The organism is Marinobacter sp. B-12 (assembly GCF_056857915.1).
On record NZ_JBSXOB010000057.1, the window covers coordinates 221454 to 239001 of the forward strand.

The 17548-nt window shown below is 56.9% G+C and carries 15 protein-coding genes and 4 tRNA genes; 13 read left to right on the plus strand and 6 right to left on the minus strand.

The window, feature by feature from the left end:
* Window positions 1-212 precede the first annotated feature (212 nt).
* From sodB to purE, 3 genes are all read right to left on the minus strand, one after another.
* A complete protein-coding gene (sodB, locus tag AC13D2_RS12585; RefSeq protein ID WP_036210113.1) occupies window positions 213-791 on the minus strand; it encodes a superoxide dismutase [Fe] in 579 nt (192 codons plus the stop codon).
* Window positions 792-889: 98 nt separating this feature from the next.
* Window positions 890-2005, minus strand: a complete 1116-nt coding sequence (locus AC13D2_RS12590) for a 5-(carboxyamino)imidazole ribonucleotide synthase (RefSeq protein ID WP_379865390.1) — start codon at window positions 2003-2005, stop codon at window positions 890-892.
* A gap of 181 nt (window positions 2006-2186) precedes the next feature.
* On the minus strand, window positions 2187-2678 hold the full coding sequence (gene purE / locus AC13D2_RS12595) for a 5-(carboxyamino)imidazole ribonucleotide mutase (RefSeq protein ID WP_036210119.1): 492 nt from the start codon (window positions 2676-2678) through the stop codon (window positions 2187-2189).
* A 179-nt stretch (window positions 2679-2857) separates the two neighbouring features.
* Here purE and AC13D2_RS12600 point away from each other — a divergent pair, with 179 nt between their 5' ends.
* From AC13D2_RS12600 to AC13D2_RS12625, 6 genes are all read left to right on the plus strand, one after another.
* The gene (locus tag AC13D2_RS12600) at window positions 2858-3817 is read left to right on the plus strand and encodes a hypothetical protein (RefSeq protein ID WP_482938716.1); all 960 of its coding nucleotides are present in this window, start codon (window positions 2858-2860) and stop codon (window positions 3815-3817) included.
* 157 nt (window positions 3818-3974) lie between these two features.
* Complete coding sequence (locus AC13D2_RS12605; protein WP_482938717.1) at window positions 3975-4853, plus strand: DUF2846 domain-containing protein; 879 nt, start codon at window positions 3975-3977, stop codon at window positions 4851-4853.
* A gap of 87 nt (window positions 4854-4940) precedes the next feature.
* The gene (locus AC13D2_RS12610) at window positions 4941-5216 is read left to right on the plus strand and encodes a hypothetical protein (protein ID WP_292047550.1); all 276 of its coding nucleotides are present in this window, start codon (window positions 4941-4943) and stop codon (window positions 5214-5216) included.
* Between the two features lie 143 nt (window positions 5217-5359).
* Window positions 5360-5435: transfer RNA gene (locus tag AC13D2_RS12615), tRNA-Val, on the plus strand.
* 69 nt (window positions 5436-5504) lie between these two features.
* Window positions 5505-5581: transfer RNA gene (locus AC13D2_RS12620), tRNA-Asp, on the plus strand.
* Between the two features lie 16 nt (window positions 5582-5597).
* Window positions 5598-5673: transfer RNA gene (locus AC13D2_RS12625), tRNA-Val, on the plus strand.
* A 9-nt stretch (window positions 5674-5682) separates the two neighbouring features.
* Here AC13D2_RS12625 and AC13D2_RS12630 read toward each other — a convergent pair.
* Window positions 5683-7089 carry a 3-oxoacyl-ACP reductase gene (locus AC13D2_RS12630; protein WP_482938718.1) on the minus strand — a complete coding sequence of 469 codons (1407 nt, stop codon included), beginning with the start codon at window positions 7087-7089 and terminating at the stop codon, window positions 5683-5685.
* A 166-nt stretch (window positions 7090-7255) separates the two neighbouring features.
* Here AC13D2_RS12630 and AC13D2_RS12635 point away from each other — a divergent pair, with 166 nt between their 5' ends.
* From AC13D2_RS12635 to nhaD, 7 genes are all read left to right on the plus strand, one after another.
* Window positions 7256-8593, plus strand: coding sequence for an acetyl-CoA C-acetyltransferase (locus AC13D2_RS12635; RefSeq protein ID WP_482938719.1), 1338 nt, complete (start codon window positions 7256-7258; stop codon window positions 8591-8593).
* A gap of 101 nt (window positions 8594-8694) precedes the next feature.
* Window positions 8695-8771: transfer RNA gene (locus AC13D2_RS12640), tRNA-Met, on the plus strand.
* A gap of 152 nt (window positions 8772-8923) precedes the next feature.
* Window positions 8924-9256, plus strand: coding sequence for a hypothetical protein (locus tag AC13D2_RS12645; protein WP_292047553.1), 333 nt, complete (start codon window positions 8924-8926; stop codon window positions 9254-9256).
* A gap of 82 nt (window positions 9257-9338) precedes the next feature.
* Window positions 9339-9941 carry a CBS domain-containing protein gene (locus AC13D2_RS12650; RefSeq protein ID WP_482938720.1) on the plus strand — a complete coding sequence of 201 codons (603 nt, stop codon included), beginning with the start codon at window positions 9339-9341 and terminating at the stop codon, window positions 9939-9941.
* 77 nt (window positions 9942-10018) lie between these two features.
* Window positions 10019-11440, plus strand: coding sequence for an acetyl-CoA carboxylase biotin carboxylase subunit (locus AC13D2_RS12655; protein WP_292047556.1), 1422 nt, complete (start codon window positions 10019-10021; stop codon window positions 11438-11440).
* Window positions 11441-11460: 20 nt separating this feature from the next.
* The gene (oadA, locus tag AC13D2_RS12660; protein WP_292047557.1) at window positions 11461-13257 is read left to right on the plus strand and encodes a sodium-extruding oxaloacetate decarboxylase subunit alpha; all 1797 of its coding nucleotides are present in this window, start codon (window positions 11461-11463) and stop codon (window positions 13255-13257) included.
* A gap of 59 nt (window positions 13258-13316) precedes the next feature.
* On the plus strand, window positions 13317-14732 hold the full coding sequence (gene nhaD, locus AC13D2_RS12665; protein ID WP_482938721.1) for a sodium:proton antiporter NhaD: 1416 nt from the start codon (window positions 13317-13319) through the stop codon (window positions 14730-14732).
* Here nhaD and AC13D2_RS12670 read toward each other — a convergent pair.
* Window positions 14722-16194 carry an amidase gene (locus tag AC13D2_RS12670; protein ID WP_482938722.1) on the minus strand — a complete coding sequence of 491 codons (1473 nt, stop codon included), beginning with the start codon at window positions 16192-16194 and terminating at the stop codon, window positions 14722-14724. The two genes, nhaD and AC13D2_RS12670, sit on opposite strands and share 11 nt — an antisense overlap.
* A gap of 39 nt (window positions 16195-16233) precedes the next feature.
* Window positions 16234-17241, minus strand: coding sequence for a hypothetical protein (locus AC13D2_RS12675; RefSeq protein ID WP_292047563.1), 1008 nt, complete (start codon window positions 17239-17241; stop codon window positions 16234-16236).
* Window positions 17242-17548: the final 307 nt, after the last annotated feature.

The following is a 17548-nucleotide window of genomic DNA, read 5'->3' on the forward strand; positions in this document are numbered from 1 at the left end:
CACCTGGGGCAAAGGGGCTCTCGGCTGACATATTCTTTTTCAAGTATGGTTCAGTTTTTACCTTCTGTACCCAGTATCGGCAATTCTTCCAGATAATTCAGGCTACGGGTGTATCAATTTGTAAGATCGTTTGTATCACAGATACGAAAACGCCCGCGAAGTGCGGGCGTTTTTGCGTGCAGGTTGTGGCCTGCAAGGTATCCGAAGCGCTGTTACGCCAGGTTTTCGTTGACGAAATCCCAGTTAACCAGTTTCCAGAACGCTTCCAGATAATTCGGACGGGAATTGCGATAGTCGATGTAGTACGCGTGTTCCCAGACGTCGACCGTCAGTACCGGCTTGTCGGCGGTTGTCAGCGGCGTTTCGGCATTGCTGGTATTAACAATGGCAACGCTGCCGTCGGCCTTCTTCACCAGCCAGGTCCAGCCTGAACCGAAGTTGTTGGCGGCCTTGTCGTTAAATTCTTTCTTGAAGTCTTCGAAAGAACCAAAGGCTTTTTCGATCGCGTCCTTGGCCGCTCCCGTAGGCTCACCACCACCGTTCGGGCTCAGGCAATGCCAGTAAAAGGTGTGGTTCCAGACCTGGGCAGCGTTGTTGAACAGTGGGCCGCTGGCGCTCTTGATAATGTCTTCGAGCGATTTGTTGGCGTTGTCGGTGCCTTCGACCAGACCGTTGAGCTTGGTTACGTAAGTGTTGTGGTGCTTGCCGTAATGGTACTCAAGAGTCTCCTGAGAGATGTGTGGTTCCAGTGCGTTCTTTTCATAGGGCAGTGCGGGAAGTTCAAATGCCATGAGGTCGTTCTCCCTGATTCTCTCTGTTTATGTGTATGTAAGCCATTATTAAATATAGGGGCGCTTTGAGTTATATCAACCCCTTGTGTGCACCCTGCCTACTGCTCAGACAGGGTGCTTTTAAACTCTGGACAACCGGGTAAAAACTGGGCGCAGTTCTTTACCCGCCAGACCAATTCTTCGTAGCTGTCCGCCAGAACGGTCACATGGCCAAGTTTCCGGCCCGGGCGCTCGCCTTTATTGTAGAGGTGTACATGAGCGTAAGGCAGTTCAAGGATTCGTTCAATGTCGCCATGCTCGGCAATAATGTTGATCATGCAGCTGACACCGCGAGCGTCGGTGCTTCCCAAGGGGTGGCCGCTCACGGCGCGGATGTGGTTCTCGAACTGGCTGGTCATGGCACCCTCGATGGTCCAGTGCCCAGAGTTGTGGACCCGCGGTGCCATTTCGTTGGCGACCAGACCTTCGGCGGTTTCAAAGAGTTCAAGCGTTAGTACGCCGACGTAATTCAGTTCGTTCAGCAGCGCCTTGATGTAACGTTCTGCGTCTTCCTGGACATGTTTTTCCAGCTTTGGTGCCGGAGCAATGGAATAACGCAGGATGCCTTCGTGATGAGCGTTTTCCGCCATCGGATAGAAGGCCAGTTCGCCATCCTCGGCACGCACGGCAATAATGGAGACTTCGCGGCGAAACTCGACGAATTTCTCGACGATCAGACGCGGATGACCAATGGATTTCCAGGCCTCTGCTGCGTCTTCCGGTGAACGAAGAACTGCCTGTCCCTTGCCGTCATAACCTTCGGTGTTGGATTTGGCAACCACCGGGCAACCGAGTTCTTCGGCAGCGGCCTGCAATGACTCTGCGGTGTCTGCAATTCTCCATTCTGGTGTGGGAATGCCAAGCTCGCCAAAGAGCGTCTTTTCAGCTTCTCGATTCTGGCAAACCTGCAGCGCTCGGGGGCAGGGGTGAACCGGCTTTTCTTTGGCAATTCGCTCTGCTACGTCCACCGGCAAGTGTTCGAACTCATAGGTGACCCGATCTACCCGGGAAATGAGGTCGTCCAGGTATTGACCGTCTCGATCAATAATCACTTCACCCAGCCCGGCACTGGGATTACCTGACATATCATAGAAAACAAACGTCTTGGCCAACGGGTAGCCAGCCAGAGCCAACATCCGGCCAAGCTGACCGGCCCCTAAAACACCAATTCTCATTCGTTGTCTCCTGCCTTTAATTAGTAGGCATCTGCATTAGTTCGGGGAGTGGGTGGGGGATGCTTTCCAAAACTGTGCGGAGCCATGGATGGCGGAGCCCAAGCGCCACATGGATGTGCCGCAAGGAGCGTGTTTTGGAAAGCATCCCCCACCCGCTCGTACACCAAAGTCCGATTCCTGATTATTGATCGCTGGGATCAGGATTATCCAGGATTGTCTGTGTCTGTGTAGCGCGAAACTCATCGACCGCTATACGGACATCGTCCTTGAATGTACCGATAATCTGAGCCGCCAGCAGGCCAGCGTTAGTGGCACCGGCTTTACCAATTGCCAGGGTGCCAACCGCAATGCCGCCGGGCATTTGTACGATGGACAGCAGCGAATCAAGACCGTTGAGTGCTTTGGACTGGACGGGAACACCAAGGACCGGCAGTGACGTTTGTGACGCGACCATGCCAGGCAGGTGAGCAGCACCGCCCGCGCCTGCAATGATCACCTTCAGGCCCCGATCAGAGGCAGTCTTGGCATAATCAAACAGCAAATCCGGCGTACGGTGGGCAGAGACAACCTTCGTCTCGTAAGGCACGCCCAGCTTGTCCAGCATCTCGGCGGCGTGTTCCATGGTGGGCCAGTCAGACTTCGAGCCCATGATGAGTCCTACAAGCGGCTGCATATGCAACAGTCCTGATATGTGAGAAAGCCGGACATTGTATGTAAGGCCCCGTGGCCATGCAAACAGTCGATGGCCAAGGAGCGCATACTGTCAGCTCTCCTGGCCGTCATTTTGCTGAGTCGCAAGGTACGGGTATTATCGTGCTTTATTAACGTTACCGTCCATATACCGGAGCTGTTATGGAACCAATCCGTCCAGATGATGATGAAGTACGTACCGGCGTGCCCGGCAATAAAGTGGAAGAGCGCAAAAAACGCCAAGCACCCGTGCCAGAGTCGGCCGGTAATGGCGGCCCGGGCAAACCTGCTGGAAAACGCCGGAAAACATCTGGCGGTGGTGGTTCGGGCCGCAGTGCAGTGTTGTTGATCGCGCTGTTGATTGTTGCCGGAGCGGCGGGCGCTGGCTGGTATCAGCAAGAGCAGCGTATACAGGCACTGGAAGGTCAGCTGGAAGAAGCGGATTACTGGGCGCGCCAAAGCAAACTGGCGCTGGCCCGGTTTGAGGGGGAACTTTCCGAGACCGGCGAGAACCTGCAGGAGAAAGGGCAATCCATTGAAGAAACGCTGGCGTCCCACAAGGAGCGCCTGAGCACGGCTGACAGTGAAATCGCCAAGCTGTGGGGGGTGGCTAATGACCGCAACCGCAAGCGTCTCGACGACCACCAGGCGAGGTTGGAATCTTTGAGGTCAGATGTGGATAGCGGCAACAGCCAGCGGGAAGCATTGTCTGCCTCGGTCAAGGAGCTGGAGGCAACGGTGTCCTCCAGGCTGGACAAGGTTCAATCGGACTTTGAGCGGCAGCTTACCGCCGTTCGCGAAACTGGCCAGGAGAATACCTCACAATTGACGAAGCTGGATGAATCCCTGGCCGGAGTGGACAAGCTGGTAGAGCGCCAGCTGTTGCGTTTCGAGCGAGAGCAAAACCTCACCATTGATGGCCTGGAAAGCCGTATTGCAGCGCTGGAAAAGGCCACCAATAACCTGTCCAGCGGCAGCCAGCTGGATGCCGTTCGCAAAGATCTGGCGGGGCTGAGGGAAACCGTGTCTTCGATTGACTCTTCGCGGGCGCAATTAACCTCAAGGCTGGTTCGCCTGTCGGAAGAGGTCAATGATCTGCGCTCGCGGATGTCCGGCCAATAGAAGGCGGCTGCGAACGGGTAAGCAGGCACAGCAGGGCAGGCAGGGCCTGCTGTGCTTTGTAACAGTTTGTATTCATCCCTTGCGGTAGCTCTCAGTTCCGCGAGATTGCAGTTGTTATGATCGGGACAACTCGCGAAAGGATGAAGAGTGCACAACAATGACAACCCGATTTCTTTTTCCCGGTTTTCCCCGGCCACTGGCGGCCGTATTTGTGGCTTTGCTGTTGGTTTCTGGTGCCGGCTGCACGGTGTACCAGTCCATCGGTAAAAGCGTTGGCTCGTTTTTGCACCCGGTATCCGGGCACGATTTCGTTCATATCGGCAATGATGAGTGGGATCGCAGCAATGCGGTTCTCTATTTCTACCGCACCCATTCCCAGTGGGCTGCGGACGAGATCGAGGCGCCAAGCGTTTACATAGACGACCACCACTATTTCAATATTCGAAACGACAGTTTTACCTGGCTTGAAGTTGCCCCTGGGGAGCGGCACATTGCCATCCGACGGCCGTTGCTGGGGCTTGAGGGGCTGAACTCGTTCAGCCTGAGCCTGATTGCAGACGCCACGCTCAAGGTCGAACCCGGAAGTGTGTATTACCTGCGCTACAACGAGTTGCAAGAGCCTGAGAGTAACCATCCGGAACTCGCCGAGGACCACCCCCTGAGGTCTGACGACTTGCAGCTGGTGACCCGTGACTACGCCATGCAGGCCAAAGAAATTGTTTCCACGCGTTTTCTGAATAGCGATTTGCTCGCTCCCAATCATGCTGCGACCTCCATTGTGGAGGTGAACGAGGACGCAGACTACGAGCGCAATCTGGTTCTTCTGGAAGAGGAGCGAGCGGCTGAAATTGAGCGTTTGAGAGAGCAGGGTAAGTACGACGAAACGCCTTGGTATTGGCCCTTTGGCGGTGGTCCTGCGGTACCTCTTGAAAGCGATCGTCGATTGCAAGAGCTGGAGCGCGAGTACGCGGCGTTGGAGCAGGAGCGCGAGCGCCGGGAAGAGGCGGAATCCGGTGGCGGTTGGTGGATATTCTGACGTTGCGGATCTGGCGCACAGTGAATTGTTGTTTCCGGTTTCGGTTACTAGACTGTGGGGTATCCGTATTCAGAGGGTGGCCGGATCATGTCGCTGAAAGATTCATTACAACAAACGTTTCGCCGGCTTTCCGGGGAATTGCTTCCCGAGGCACTGGAGAGCGCAGGCCATCGGATAGCCGGCCTCAGAAAACGCCTTGATCACCTCAATTGCTCGCTGGCGGAACGGGCATTGCCGGCGGATCGTAAGTCGCGTGTCAGTGAACTGTCACTCGATCACAAGGCGAAGCAGGCAGGGCAGAAAGCCACACGGCTGAAGGCTGTGAAGACGGCAAAGAAAACCGGGGGTGACAAACAGGTCTGATTGAAAAGTATACGCTTTTTAACAAGTTGCGGGTTTTTTGATAAAAACTCTGGAAAAAATTTGACACCGCCAGACAAATGCTTAAAATGCGCGTCTCACTTGGTTGAGACAGCAACGCTGACTCACCAGTGTGCTGTGAAAGTGGGCGGTTAGCTCAGCTGGGAGAGCATCGCCCTTACAAGGCGAGGGTCACTGGTTCGATCCCAGTACCGCCCACCACTTTTCAGCATCACCGGGCCACCCCGCCCGGTTTCAGGTCCCTAAGGCCGTCCAGGCCGGGATTGATGCGGAGCGGTAGTTCAGCTGGTTAGAATACCGGCCTGTCACGCCGGGGGTCGCGGGTTCGAGTCCCGTCCGCTCCGCCATTTTTTTCCAGATCCCGGGTGGTTAGCTCAGCTGGGAGAGCATCGCCCTTACAAGGCGAGGGTCACTGGTTCGATCCCAGTACCACCCACCATTTTCCCTGTTACTTCCCAATCAGCGACTGTCCGCAAACCCGAACAACGTTCCCGTTCACCCCGTTCGATGCAGGATTGCAGTACCACGCAATAGCTTCGGCCACGTCGACTGGCAAGCCGCCCTGGGACAAGCTGTTCATACGCCGGCCAGCCTCGCGTATGGTAATCGGCATGGCGGCCGTCATCTGGGTTTCGATGAACCCGGGCGCTATGGCGTTGATGGTCACACCGTTCTTCACCTGCTTTGCCATCGCCTCCACATAGCCGATCACGCCGCACTTGGCGGTGGAGTAATTGGTCTGGCCAAAGTTGCCAGCAATGCCGCTGATGGAGGAAATGCAGACAATGCGTCCGTTTTCACGCAGCAGCTCCTGGTGCATCAGCTCTTCGTCGATCAGTTCCTCGGCGGTCAGGTTCACGGCAATGGTCATATCCCAGAAATGCTCGGGCATGTTGCCCAGGGTTTTGTCACGGGTGATGCCGGCGTTGTGGATGACCAGATCAATGCCTTCGAAATGTTCCTTCACAAAGTCTGCAATCTGTTTTGGCGCTTTCTCATCCGTAATATCACACGCCATCGCCTTACCCTTGATGGGGGCCATAACTTTCTGCAGGTCCTCAAGGGCCGGTGGGATATCCAGGCCAATGACCGTGGCGCCATCCCGCGACAGGGTTTCGGCAATAGACGCGCCAATGCCGCGGGACGCACCGGTTACCAGTGCAATCTTTCCGGCCAGCGGCGCGACAGGGTTGCTGGCGTGAGCGGTCGCTCCCTTACTGATGCGGGTTACCTGGCCAGAGACATAGGCCGATCGGGGCGATAAAAAGAACCGGATGCTGGACTCCAGTTGCTGTTCGGCGCCGGGGGCCATCCAAAGCAGGTTCGCGGTAGCCCCTTTCTTGCCGACTTCCTTGCCGACACTGCGCACGAAGCCTTCCAGAGCCTGGTGAGCGGCGGCCTTGGCGGGTTGGCGGCAGGTGCCCGGGTCCTGGCCTATCACCAGTACTCTGCCGTTGCCCGCCAGCTTGCGGATGGTGGGGTGAAAGAACTCGTAAACCGCTTTCAGATCGGTGGTGTCTTTCATACCCGTGGCATCAAACACCAGGGCGGAGAATTTGCGATCAATGTCCGCGTTCAGGGGCAAGGCTTCGGCCTTGTTGCCGCTTTTGGCAGAATCGTTCAGAGTATCCATGGCGCTGGCATGAAAGAGTTTTGCGGCGCTGGCGCCCAGCACCTTTCCAATCGTCGAGATAGCTTTGCTGCTGTTGGCAGCGCCGATCAGCACGTCGCCCTCAATAAACGGCTGGTCCGCGCGCTTCCAGCGTTTCAGGGGAACCGGGGCGGGCAGCCCCAGGGACTGGGCGGCGGTCTTGCCAAACGGAGTATTGACGAACTTGAGATAGCGATCAGACATGGCATTTTCCTTTTGCGAAACGAATATCGGCGTACAGGTTAAAGAATCCGGCCGCTTTTGAATTGACTCAATGCCCTGTTACGGTTGTCAGGGATGCCAATGAGCCGGGCCCGGTTGGCGCTAGACTGCAACGCAACGGATACACTCGTTTAAACAGGACATCATCATGGCACAGGCACCGAAAAGCACCCAAAAGAAAACGTCGACGGCAAAGAAGACCACGGCCGCTAAAAGCGATATCCGCCGGGTTGCCATTATTGGTGGCAACCGGGTTCCTTTTGCCCGCTCCAATACCGCGTACAGCAAGGTCAGCAACCAGGAATTGCTGACCAGTGCCCTGCGGGGGCTGGTTGATCGCTTCGGACTGCAGGGGCAGCGTCTTGGAGAGGTCGTTGCTGGTGCGGTTATCAAACACTCCAGGGACTTTAACCTGACCCGGGAATCCGCGCTGAGCAGCGGCCTGGCGCCGGAAACGCCCGCCTACGATATCCAGCAGGCCTGCGGCACCGGTCTGGAAGCGGCCATTCTGGTGGCCAACAAGATTGCGTTGGGGCAGATCGAGTGCGGCATCGCAGGCGGCACCGATACCACCTCGGATGCGCCGATCGGTGTAAGCGAGGGGCTGCGGGAAATTCTCCTGGACCTGAATCGGGCCAAGACGGCTGGTGAGCGCCTGAAAGTGCTCAGTCGTTTCCGTCCGAGCCATCTGAAGCCGGAAATTCCGCAAAACGGTGAACCCAGAACGGGGTTGTCCATGGGGGGGCACTGCCAGATCACCGCCCACGAGTGGTCCATTCCCCGCGACGAGCAGGACAAGCTGGCCTATGAAAGCCATCAGAAACTGGCGTCCGCGTATGATGAAGGGTTCTTCAAGGACCTGATGACCCCTCTGGCCGGCCTGGAGAAAGACAATATACTGCGCCCGGACACGGCCCTCGAAAAACTGGCGACACTCAAGCCGGTGTTTGATCGTGAGAAGGGCACCATGACCGCCGCCAACAGCACTGCGCTGACGGATGGTGCCTCCTGTGTGCTGCTGGCCAGTGAAGACTGGGCAAAGGCCAACAACATGGAGGTAAAGGCCTACCTGACGTTTTCTGAGGTGGCGGCCGTTGACTTTGTCGACAAGAAAGAGGGCCTGCTGATGGCGCCAACCTATGCGGTACCCCGGATGCTGGAGAAGGCCGGGCTAAGCCTGCAGGACTTCGATTTCTACGAAATCCACGAAGCTTTTGCCGCGCAGGTACTGTCCACCCTCAAGGCATGGGAGGATCCCGGTTTTTGCAAGGAGCGCCTTGGCCTCGACAAGCCGCTGGGAAGCATTGATCGCGACAAGCTGAACGTGAAGGGCAGCAGCCTTGCAACAGGCCATCCGTTCGCGGCGACCGGTGGGCGTATCGTGGCCACTTTGGCGAAGTTGCTGGAACAGAAGGGCAGCGGCCGTGGCCTGATCTCCATCTGCGCCGCAGGCGGACAGGGGGTAACTGCCATACTCGAGCGGTAAGTTGGCGAAAAATTTAAATTTTCCCTTTGACAGATGCCACAACGCCCCGTACTATGCGCACCTCGGTGATCGGGGCCTTACCCGGTTAACCACCAGTTTGATGCGGGGTGGAGCAGTCTGGTAGCTCGTCGGGCTCATAACCCGAAGGTCGTAGGTTCGAATCCTGCCCCCGCTACCATATCGATAAGGGCCGGTCTTTGACCGGCCCTTATTCGTTTCAGGACAAGCTTTTCCCGTATTGGCCACGAAAGCTTGCATTGCCACCATCCCCTGGGGTTATCATTAGCCGTCGCCTCTGCATAGTTAGGCAACTACTAACACGGTGAAATGATGCCCCGTCGTTCCGAACACACATTCAGTCTGTCTGGCAACCTCGTTGCGTTGCTGGCACTGATATTTGTTGTCTGGACATCGGTTACCGTTGCGGTTCCCACCCAGGATGACCACGTTGCCACCGCTGTCGCGCTGAGCGATTGGCAAGGCAGTTCCGAATCCTCAGAAGGAGCCTCTTCACCCGGCGATGTGTCGTCGCTGTCGCCCACATTCGTTTACCCACCGTTGGCGTTGACGTCCCGCGCCCGTCACCAGTTGGCCTTTGATGGCCCCCCCAGAAGAATTCTCAGTTACCCAGGCCAGTCACAGGCACCTCCCTCCCAGCTATAGACATTCGAACAGATTCAGGCGCTGCTACCCCTGCGTGGGTCCCCCGTGCCTGAAGAAATGGTCTTTAGCCAGGAGAATTGCCATGGGCAATCAACCAAGCGTTCAAGCGTCCCTGTCTGCCGGAGCCCGATATCGGCTTGTTTTACAGGAAGAAGAGGACACTCTCACCAATGACGCCGCTGCGTCGGAACTGTTGAAGGACTTCACCAGGCAGGCCCCGGTGATAGCCCGGTCATCGCGGGAGATCCAGGAGGTCAAAAAGACGCTGGATGTTTCCGGAGAAACCTTTTGTGTGGTTATCAATCGAAATGATGAGGTGGTCGGGATACTGACCCTGAAGGACCTTATCGGTTCCTGGCCCATGAGCCTTGCCAACCAGCGCGGAAGTACCGTCGCCGACATTGTTGCGCGGGACGTCATGCGGCCGGTCTGGAGCATGCCAACGATAGAGATCGGTAAACTCCAGGACCTGAAAATTGATGAATTGATCACCATTTTCAAGGGCCTTCATTCGGACTATCTTTTGGTAATGGACGCTGCCGCTGTTGGGGCAGAAGAGCAGGTCATTTGCGGGCTGCTGTCCGCTGATGATCTCAGCCGGCGCCTTGGTATTCGAGTGAACCCTGACCCAGGCCCGGGGTCTTTCTCCGATATCGTTCACGCGGTCCGGAAAAGCCCTGGATAAAACGTCGCAACGCTGCAGCCCGCCGTTGCGGGTTGCAGCTTTCTTCCGTTAATGACCAGTACTTAAAGGAAGCTTCCATGGCCATTAAAAAAGTGCTCATCGCCAATCGCGGCGAAATCGCCGTTCGCATTGCGCGGGCCTGCAAGGAGTTGGGCATTCGGTCTGTCGCTGTTTATTCAGAGGCCGACCAGTACTCCCTGCATGTCAAGAAAGCGGATGAGTCTTATCAGATCAGTAAGGACCCGCTCAGCGGTTACCTGAATCCCCATCATCTCGTGAACCTGGCGGTCGAGACCGGCTGTGATGCTCTGCACCCGGGTTACGGTTTTCTCTCCGAGAATGCCGAGCTGGCAGCCGTCTGTCAGCAGAGGGGGGTAACCTTTGTCGGCCCGTCTTCCGACGCGATCAGTGCCATGGGCGACAAGACCCGGGCCCGCCAGACCGCCATTGCCGCAGGGGTGCCTGTTACACCGGGCTCCGAAGGCAACCTGGATGACGTCGAAGATGCCGTACGCCAGGCGGCGGAGGTTGGTTACCCGGTTATGCTCAAGGCCACATCTGGTGGCGGTGGCCGGGGCATTCGTCGCTGCGATAATGAGAAAGAGTTGCGACAGAACTACGAGCGGGTGATTTCGGAGGCCACCAAAGCCTTTGGCAGTGCCGAGGTTTTCCTGGAGAAATGCATCATTGAGCCCCGTCATATCGAAGTACAGGTATTGGCCGACCACCACGGCAATGTGGTGCATCTATACGAGCGTGACTGTTCCATCCAGCGCCGTAACCAGAAGCTGATTGAGGTGGCACCGTCTCCCCAGTTGAGCGAGGAACAGCGGGAAACCATTGGTGAACTGGCTATTCAGGTTACCCGTCAATGCGGTTACGTGAATGCCGGTACGGTGGAGTTCCTGCTGGATCACGACGACAGCTTTTATTTCATGGAGATGAACACGCGCGTGCAGGTGGAGCACACCATCACCGAGGAAATCACCGGCATCGATATCATCAAAGCGCAGATTCGCATCGCGTCAGGCGAGCCGCTGGAGTTTTCCCAGGCCGACATCAGTTATCGTGGCTTTGCTGCCCAATTTCGTATTAACGCGGAAGACCCAAAAAATGGTTTCCTGCCAAGTTTCGGGCGTATCAGTCGCTACTATTCCGCCGGCGGGCCAGGTGTTCGCACGGATGCCGCCATGTACACCGGCTACGAGATTCCCCCTTACTACGATTCCATGTGCGCGAAACTGATTGTGTGGGCGCGGGAATGGCCGGAACTGGTGGCCCGGTCCCGCAGAGCGCTCAGCGACATGGCTATCTACGGGGTACACACCACGATTCCGTACTACCAGCAGATCCTGAACCACCCGGATTTCCAGGCCGGCACGTTTAATACCGGTTTTGTGGAGCGTAATCCGCAGTTGCTGGAGTACAGCGACAAGTCCCGACCGGAATCCATTGCCACGGCCGTTGCCGCCGCCATCGCAGCCCAGGCTGGCCTGTAACACGAATATTGGAGAGCACCATGAGTAAGAGAAAAATTCACATCACCGACGTCATCCTGCGGGATGCCCATCAGTCCCTGATCGCAACGCGTATGCGCACCGAAGACATGCTGCCGGCCTGTGAATGGCTGGACCAGGCCGGCTACTGGTCACTGGAATGCTGGGGCGGCGCCACGTTTGATGCCTGTGTGCGGTTTCTGAAGGAAGATCCGTGGGAGCGCCTGCGTACCCTGCGTAAGGCTCTGCCCAACACCCGCTTGCAAATGCTGTTGCGCGGCCAGAATCTGCTCGGGTACCGCCATTATGGCGACGATGTGGTGGAGGCGTTTGTTGAAAAGGCCGCGGAAAACGGCATCGACGTGTTCCGGATTTTTGATGCGTTGAACGACGTTCGTAATCTGGAAACCAGTATTAAAGCGGTGAAGAAGGCCGGCAAACATGCCCAGGGTACGTTGTGCTATACAGTCAGCCCGGTGCACGATGTGAAAACCTTCCTGGCCCAGGCCGAGACCATGGCAGACATGGGCGCTGACAGCATCGCCATCAAGGATATGGCGGGCCTGCTGACGCCGGCGGTGACCGCCGAGCTGGTCAGCGGCCTGAAGAAGAACCTCAAACTGCCGGTATTCCTGCACTCCCATGCCACCTCGGGCATGGCGCCCATGTGCCAGTGGGCGGCGTTGGAGGCTGGCGTGGATCATATCGATACCGCGCTGTCGGCGTTCGCGGGTGGTACCAGCCATCCGCCGACCGAATCGTTGGTGGCGGCGTTGCACGATGCCGGCTGCGAAACTGGCCTTAACCTCGAGTTGCTGGACAAAGCCACCCGGCATTTCCGCGAGGTTCGCAAGAAATACCATCAGTTCGAGAGTGACTACAACGGGGTGGATACCTCGGTACTCCTGTCTCAGGTTCCTGGTGGCATGATGTCCAACCTGGCCAACCAACTCAAAGAACAGGGCGCCCTCGACCGGATTCAGGACGTATTCGAGGAAATTCCCCGGGTGCGTAAAGACCTGGGATACCCTCCGTTGGTAACGCCCACCTCGCAGATCGTTGGCACCCAGGCAGTGATCAATGTTTTGGGCGGCAAGCGTTACGACACCATTACCAATGAAGTGAAGAAGTACATGCAGGGCTGGTATGGCAAGGCGCCTGCAGAGGTGGACGCACAGCTGCAACGCCGTGCTGTGGGCGAGGAAGAGTTGATTGAAGAGCGCCCGGCCAACCTGATTCCCAGGGAGTTTTCCGAACTGCGCAAGGAGTTGGGTGATCTCGCGGAGAGCGAGGAAGACGTACTGACCTACGCCATGTTCCCCGACCAGGCCCGCACGTACCTGGAACAACGCCGCGACGGCACCTTGCAGCCGGAAGCCCTGGAACCCATCGCCAACGGTAAAACCGGGGGCAATGTGTCCACTGAGTTCCGGATCACGGTGCACGGTGAAAGTTACGATATCCATGTAACCGGTGCCAATCCGGTGAGCGAGACCGAACGCCGGTTCTACATGACAGTGGACGGCGTGCCCGAGGAAATTCAGTTGGAATCCCAGGGCGAAGCCTCTGAAACTACCCGCAAGGGCGGTCGCGCCAGAGCTACCGGAGAAGGCCAGGTGACAACCACAATGCCGGGCAATATTGTGGATGTGCTGGTGAGCGAGGGTGATGAGGTATCCGCCGGTGACGCGGTGCTGATCATTGAAGCCATGAAAATGGAAACCGAGGTTAAAGCCACCAAGTCTGGTATCGTCAAGGCGGTGAATATCTCGAAAGGCGACCGGGTAGCGCCTGGTGAGAGCCTGATCGAAATCGAATAACCAAATCCCCCGGGACGCTCGTCCCGGGCATTCCATCGCAGTTGGGAGCACCCCCTCGAATGAAGTCGATCTTGCTGTCGTTAGCGGCTGTGCTGTCGTTGGCGCCCGGACTGGTGTGGGCAAACGCCGACCGGGCCGTGGATCTTATAGCCCACCCAGTGGGCTACATTGCAGTAGCGATTTTTGTCATCGCTTACCTGTTGGTCATGCTGGAAGAACGGATTCACCTGGCGAAATCCAAGCCCATGTTGATTGCGGCAGGTTTGATCTGGATACTCGTGGCCCTGGCCTACCGCGTGACGGGTGCCAATGGCGAAGTCGAAGAGGCCATACGGCATAACTTTCTGGAATACGCGGAGCTGTTCTTCTTCCTCCTGGTGGCGATGACCTACATCAACGCCATGCTGGAACGGGGTGTCTTCGATCAGTTACGGATATGGCTGCTTGGCAAGGGGTTTGGCTACCGGCGTCTGTTCTGGATCACAGGAATCCTGGCATTCTCCCTGTCACCGGTCGCGGACAACCTGACTACGGCACTGATCATGTGTGCGGTGGTGATGTCTGTGGGTCGCGACAGCGCCAGATTCGTGTCGCTGTCCTGTATCAATATTGTGGTGGGCGCCAACGCTGGTGGGGCGTTCAGCCCGTTTGGAGACATCACCACACTGATGGTCTGGCAGAAAGGCATACTCCCGTTCCAGGACTTCTTCCAGTTGTTGCTGCCTTCCATCGTCAACTTCCTGGTACCGGCGGCGCTGATGCATCTGGCTCTGCCAAAGGGCCAGCCGTCATCACCGGAGTCATTCGGGAACGTTATTCGACCGGGCGGGCTGGTAATCTGTGCTCTATTCCTGCTGACCATTGCCACCGCCATCAGTCTTCACCAATTCCTGCACATTCCCCCGGTGTTCGGCATGATGACGGGGCTCGGTTACCTGAAGATCTTTGGGTTTTATCTCAAACGCCACGAGGAGTATCACTGGAATGAGGGCTCTGAATCCCCGCCTGGCGATAGTTCGGGTGACCGCACCCAGGGGCGTCGCGCTTTTGACGTGTTCTCCCATATCGCCCGGTCGGAGTGGGACACTCTGTTCTTCTTCTACGGGGTGATTATGGCGGTCGGCGGCCTGGGCTTCATTGGTTATCTTGGCATGATATCGGCCACTCTGTACGGCGATCTGGGGCCCACCGTTGCCAATGTCATGATCGGCGTGATCTCTGCGCTGGTCGACAACATTCCGGTGATGTTTGCGGTGCTGACGATGAATCCGGCCATGCCGGACTATCAGTGGTTGCTGGTTACGCTAACGGCCGGTGTTGGTGGTAGCCTCCTGTCCATAGGCTCTGCTGCAGGCGTCGCACTGATGGGGCAGGCCAGGGGGCAGTACACGTTCCTCAGTCACCTGAAATGGACACCCGCGATTGCATTGGGTTACGGGGCCAGTATCTGGGTGCATTTCCTGGTCAATGGCTGAGGTCTGGCGGCTGCTGGAAGCCGGCAAGTCCGCTGGCTTCCAGCAGCTCCGCAAATCGGATCGTCGTCAGGTCCATCCCTGGCGCACCGATGACCTGCACATTGAACGGCAACCCATCTGCCGTTTTTCCAATTGGTACGGAGGTGGCGGGCAGCCCGAGCAGGGTAGCCAGGGCAATCCAGCAGAACTGGTCCATATACGCCCTGGGCTGACCTGCAACGGTGATCTGCCGCTTGAACACCGGATTGCTGTGATCGTGGCGAATGGCCGTGGTTGGAGTGATCGGCGTTAACAGCACATCGAATTCGTCAAACAGAGTGGTGATTTCGGCCCGCATCTTTTCCCGCGTTTCGCTCAAGGCCATCCACTGGTGTACCGGCTGGTTCACACCGCGGCCGTATTCTCCGATGAAAGCCGTGACCGGGCCAAACAGGTGAAGCCAGCGTTCAAGCCTGGAAATCCACATCATTTGCCGGCGTTGGGCCGGCTTCATGGATGTGCTGAGCAGGCTACCCAGCAGGTTAAAGTAGGCAGGCAGGATATGCTCCAGATTGAGCAATTGATGTCTGGTTTCGGCCACCAGCGCTCCCTTGCTTTCCAGTGTCCGCCCGAGTTGTTGGTAGCCGTTCAGTAATTCGTCGTCGATGGGGCACAACGGGTCTTTCAGCCAAAGGCCCACACGGGCCTGTTCCAGAGAATGGATGGTGGCCGGTGCCATGGCCAGTTGCCAGCTGTTGCGTTCCCGTTCACCGGGACCGGCTATCACGCCCAATAGCAGTTCCAGATCCTTTGCTGAGCGCGCCAATGGTCCGCCTTCGGCCAGGTCCGGCCGTGACTCTGTGCCCGGTGGTCCTGGAATGTGACCACGGAAGGAGACCAGGGCGCGGGAAGGCTTGTGCCCGAAAACGCCGCAGAAATGCGCCGGTGTACGGATGGAGCCAGCCAGGTCGCTGCCAACCTCAAGAGGGGTCATGCCTGCCGCGAGTGCTGCGGCCGCGCCCCCGGATGAGCCACCGGGGGTGTGGGCCAGGTTGTGGGGGTTGTTGGTGACACCGAAGAGCTTGTTGTAACTCTGGAGGTCGGTGGCATAGATGGGGATGTTGGTTTTTCCCAGGATAATCGCGCCTGCGTCTTCCAGGCGCTGGACCACATCGGCGTGTTTGGTCGGAATATGGTCTTTCAATGCGGGTGCGCCGGCTGTACAGGCCATGCCGGCAACCTCCCAGGTATCCTTCAGGGTGAGTGGCAGGCCGTGAAGTGATCCAACGGAATCGCCACGCGCCAGAGCCTCGTCAGCCTCCCTGGCTTTCCCGAGAGCGCTTGTTTCGTCCAGTGTTACAACCGCGTTTATGTCGCCATTACACTGTCGAATCCTGTCCACGAATGCTTGAGTGACATCAACACTGGTTAGCTTCCCGTTTTTGAGGTCGCTAACAAGTTCCGCAGCTGGTCGATAGTACATTGGGTCCATGGAATCCTCGGTGTTGTTGGCTGGTAAGGTTCAGGTCAGTTCGCTACGCCAGTGTTTGACCCTGACCTGGCTCTTGACCGCATCCAGCACTTCGACAATCAGGTTGATCAGGGCTTCGTTGTGTTCGTCGCTACCGTCTTCGCTCTCGGGGGATGGCAGGAACACGTTCACAATGTCTTCTATGAACGCGTGATTGGAAGCAGAGGCGAGGTCTTCAAGAATCTGGTGAATCACGTTGGCGACAATGTCTCCCACGGCTTCTTCCAGGGTTTCCTGGATGGTGGGCCCGACAACGGGCAGGTATTTCAGTCGCGACAACTCAAGGTTCTGCTTGAGTGCGTTGTCGACACGGGTTTCCAGGTAGCTTCTCAGGGCGCCGCGATTCGGGATGTAACCTTCCCGCGCTGCTTCAGCGACTCGTTGTGATACCCAGTCGGACAGCATTTCCCGTCTCGGGTAGAGGATGTCGTTCTGGATGCGTTCAAACAGTGGTGATCCGCGACGAATCTCGTCTTGAGCACCGGTGAGCACTTTGATCACGATGCGGTCTGAGAGTTCTTCCATGAAGGCTTCGTAGTAAAAGTTGAAGAACTGGAAGGCTCGGGTCTGGGTAACATCAATCACCTTGTACTGGTGGAGGCGATAGATGATGGAGATAACCCGCAGTATCCGCAGGAAGCGGAAGCTGCCAACGGGGATGCAGCCGATGATGTCGTACCAGTGGATGAACGGATAGAAGTACCAGCGGTCATAGACTTTCGCCTTGATGGCGTAGCCCCAGCGCACGACGAATTCGGTCAGGAATATGCTGACGAAGATGAGGTCGTAGAACAGGAAGTTTTCGTGGATGGGGTGGTAGAGTTCTTTGATAACCGGGGCGTTTTCGGCCAGCAGATTCTGGACGCTGGTGAGGTTGTAGATGGAATCAAAGATGATGAAGGCCAGGTTGATAATGAGCAGGCCGAGCATCAGGAAGTCTATGATGAACCAGATGAGTTGGTGGCTGGTTTTCAGGTTTTCTCGGTTTATCTTTAGCATTCATCAATCCAGGACTTCGAGTTTGGAGTCTGCAGCCGCTGCGATCAGGCTCTATGCTTTCTCGCCGCTTCGACCGCGAGGACTTCTTGCACCTGCCTGATTTTTCGACGCTTTCACACAGGTTAGCTTATTTCAGCTCTGCCGGCGACGATGGGGCGGCGGAATCGGGCATCCTCGCCATTCGCATGGAGCGCATGACAGACAGACAAGATGGTCAATTGCCATGGATTAAACGGACCGCTACCCGGTACACTCATATACGGTTAACGCGCCTTTTCACCCACTTTTACTGAAGTAACGCTGCTTG

Coding starts and splice junctions, on each gene's coding strand:
- sodB (WP_036210113.1), bottom strand. CDS start 791: ATGGCATTTGAACTTCCCGCACTGCCCTATGAAAAGAACGCACTGGAA.
- AC13D2_RS12590 (WP_379865390.1), bottom strand. CDS start 2,005: ATGAGAATTGGTGTTTTAGGGGCCGGTCAGCTTGGCCGGATGTTGGCT.
- purE (WP_036210119.1), bottom strand. CDS start 2,678: ATGCAGCCGCTTGTAGGACTCATCATGGGCTCGAAGTCTGACTGGCCC.
- AC13D2_RS12600 (WP_482938716.1), top strand. CDS start 2,858: ATGGAACCAATCCGTCCAGATGATGATGAAGTACGTACCGGCGTGCCC.
- AC13D2_RS12605 (WP_482938717.1), top strand. CDS start 3,975: ATGACAACCCGATTTCTTTTTCCCGGTTTTCCCCGGCCACTGGCGGCC.
- AC13D2_RS12610 (WP_292047550.1), top strand. CDS start 4,941: ATGTCGCTGAAAGATTCATTACAACAAACGTTTCGCCGGCTTTCCGGG.
- AC13D2_RS12630 (WP_482938718.1), bottom strand. CDS start 7,089: ATGTCTGATCGCTATCTCAAGTTCGTCAATACTCCGTTTGGCAAGACC.
- AC13D2_RS12635 (WP_482938719.1), top strand. CDS start 7,256: ATGGCACAGGCACCGAAAAGCACCCAAAAGAAAACGTCGACGGCAAAG.
- AC13D2_RS12645 (WP_292047553.1), top strand. CDS start 8,924: ATGCCCCGTCGTTCCGAACACACATTCAGTCTGTCTGGCAACCTCGTT.
- AC13D2_RS12650 (WP_482938720.1), top strand. CDS start 9,339: ATGGGCAATCAACCAAGCGTTCAAGCGTCCCTGTCTGCCGGAGCCCGA.
- AC13D2_RS12655 (WP_292047556.1), top strand. CDS start 10,019: ATGGCCATTAAAAAAGTGCTCATCGCCAATCGCGGCGAAATCGCCGTT.
- oadA (WP_292047557.1), top strand. CDS start 11,461: ATGAGTAAGAGAAAAATTCACATCACCGACGTCATCCTGCGGGATGCC.
- nhaD (WP_482938721.1), top strand. CDS start 13,317: ATGAAGTCGATCTTGCTGTCGTTAGCGGCTGTGCTGTCGTTGGCGCCC.
- AC13D2_RS12670 (WP_482938722.1), bottom strand. CDS start 16,194: ATGTACTATCGACCAGCTGCGGAACTTGTTAGCGACCTCAAAAACGGG.
- AC13D2_RS12675 (WP_292047563.1), bottom strand. CDS start 17,241: ATGCTAAAGATAAACCGAGAAAACCTGAAAACCAGCCACCAACTCATC.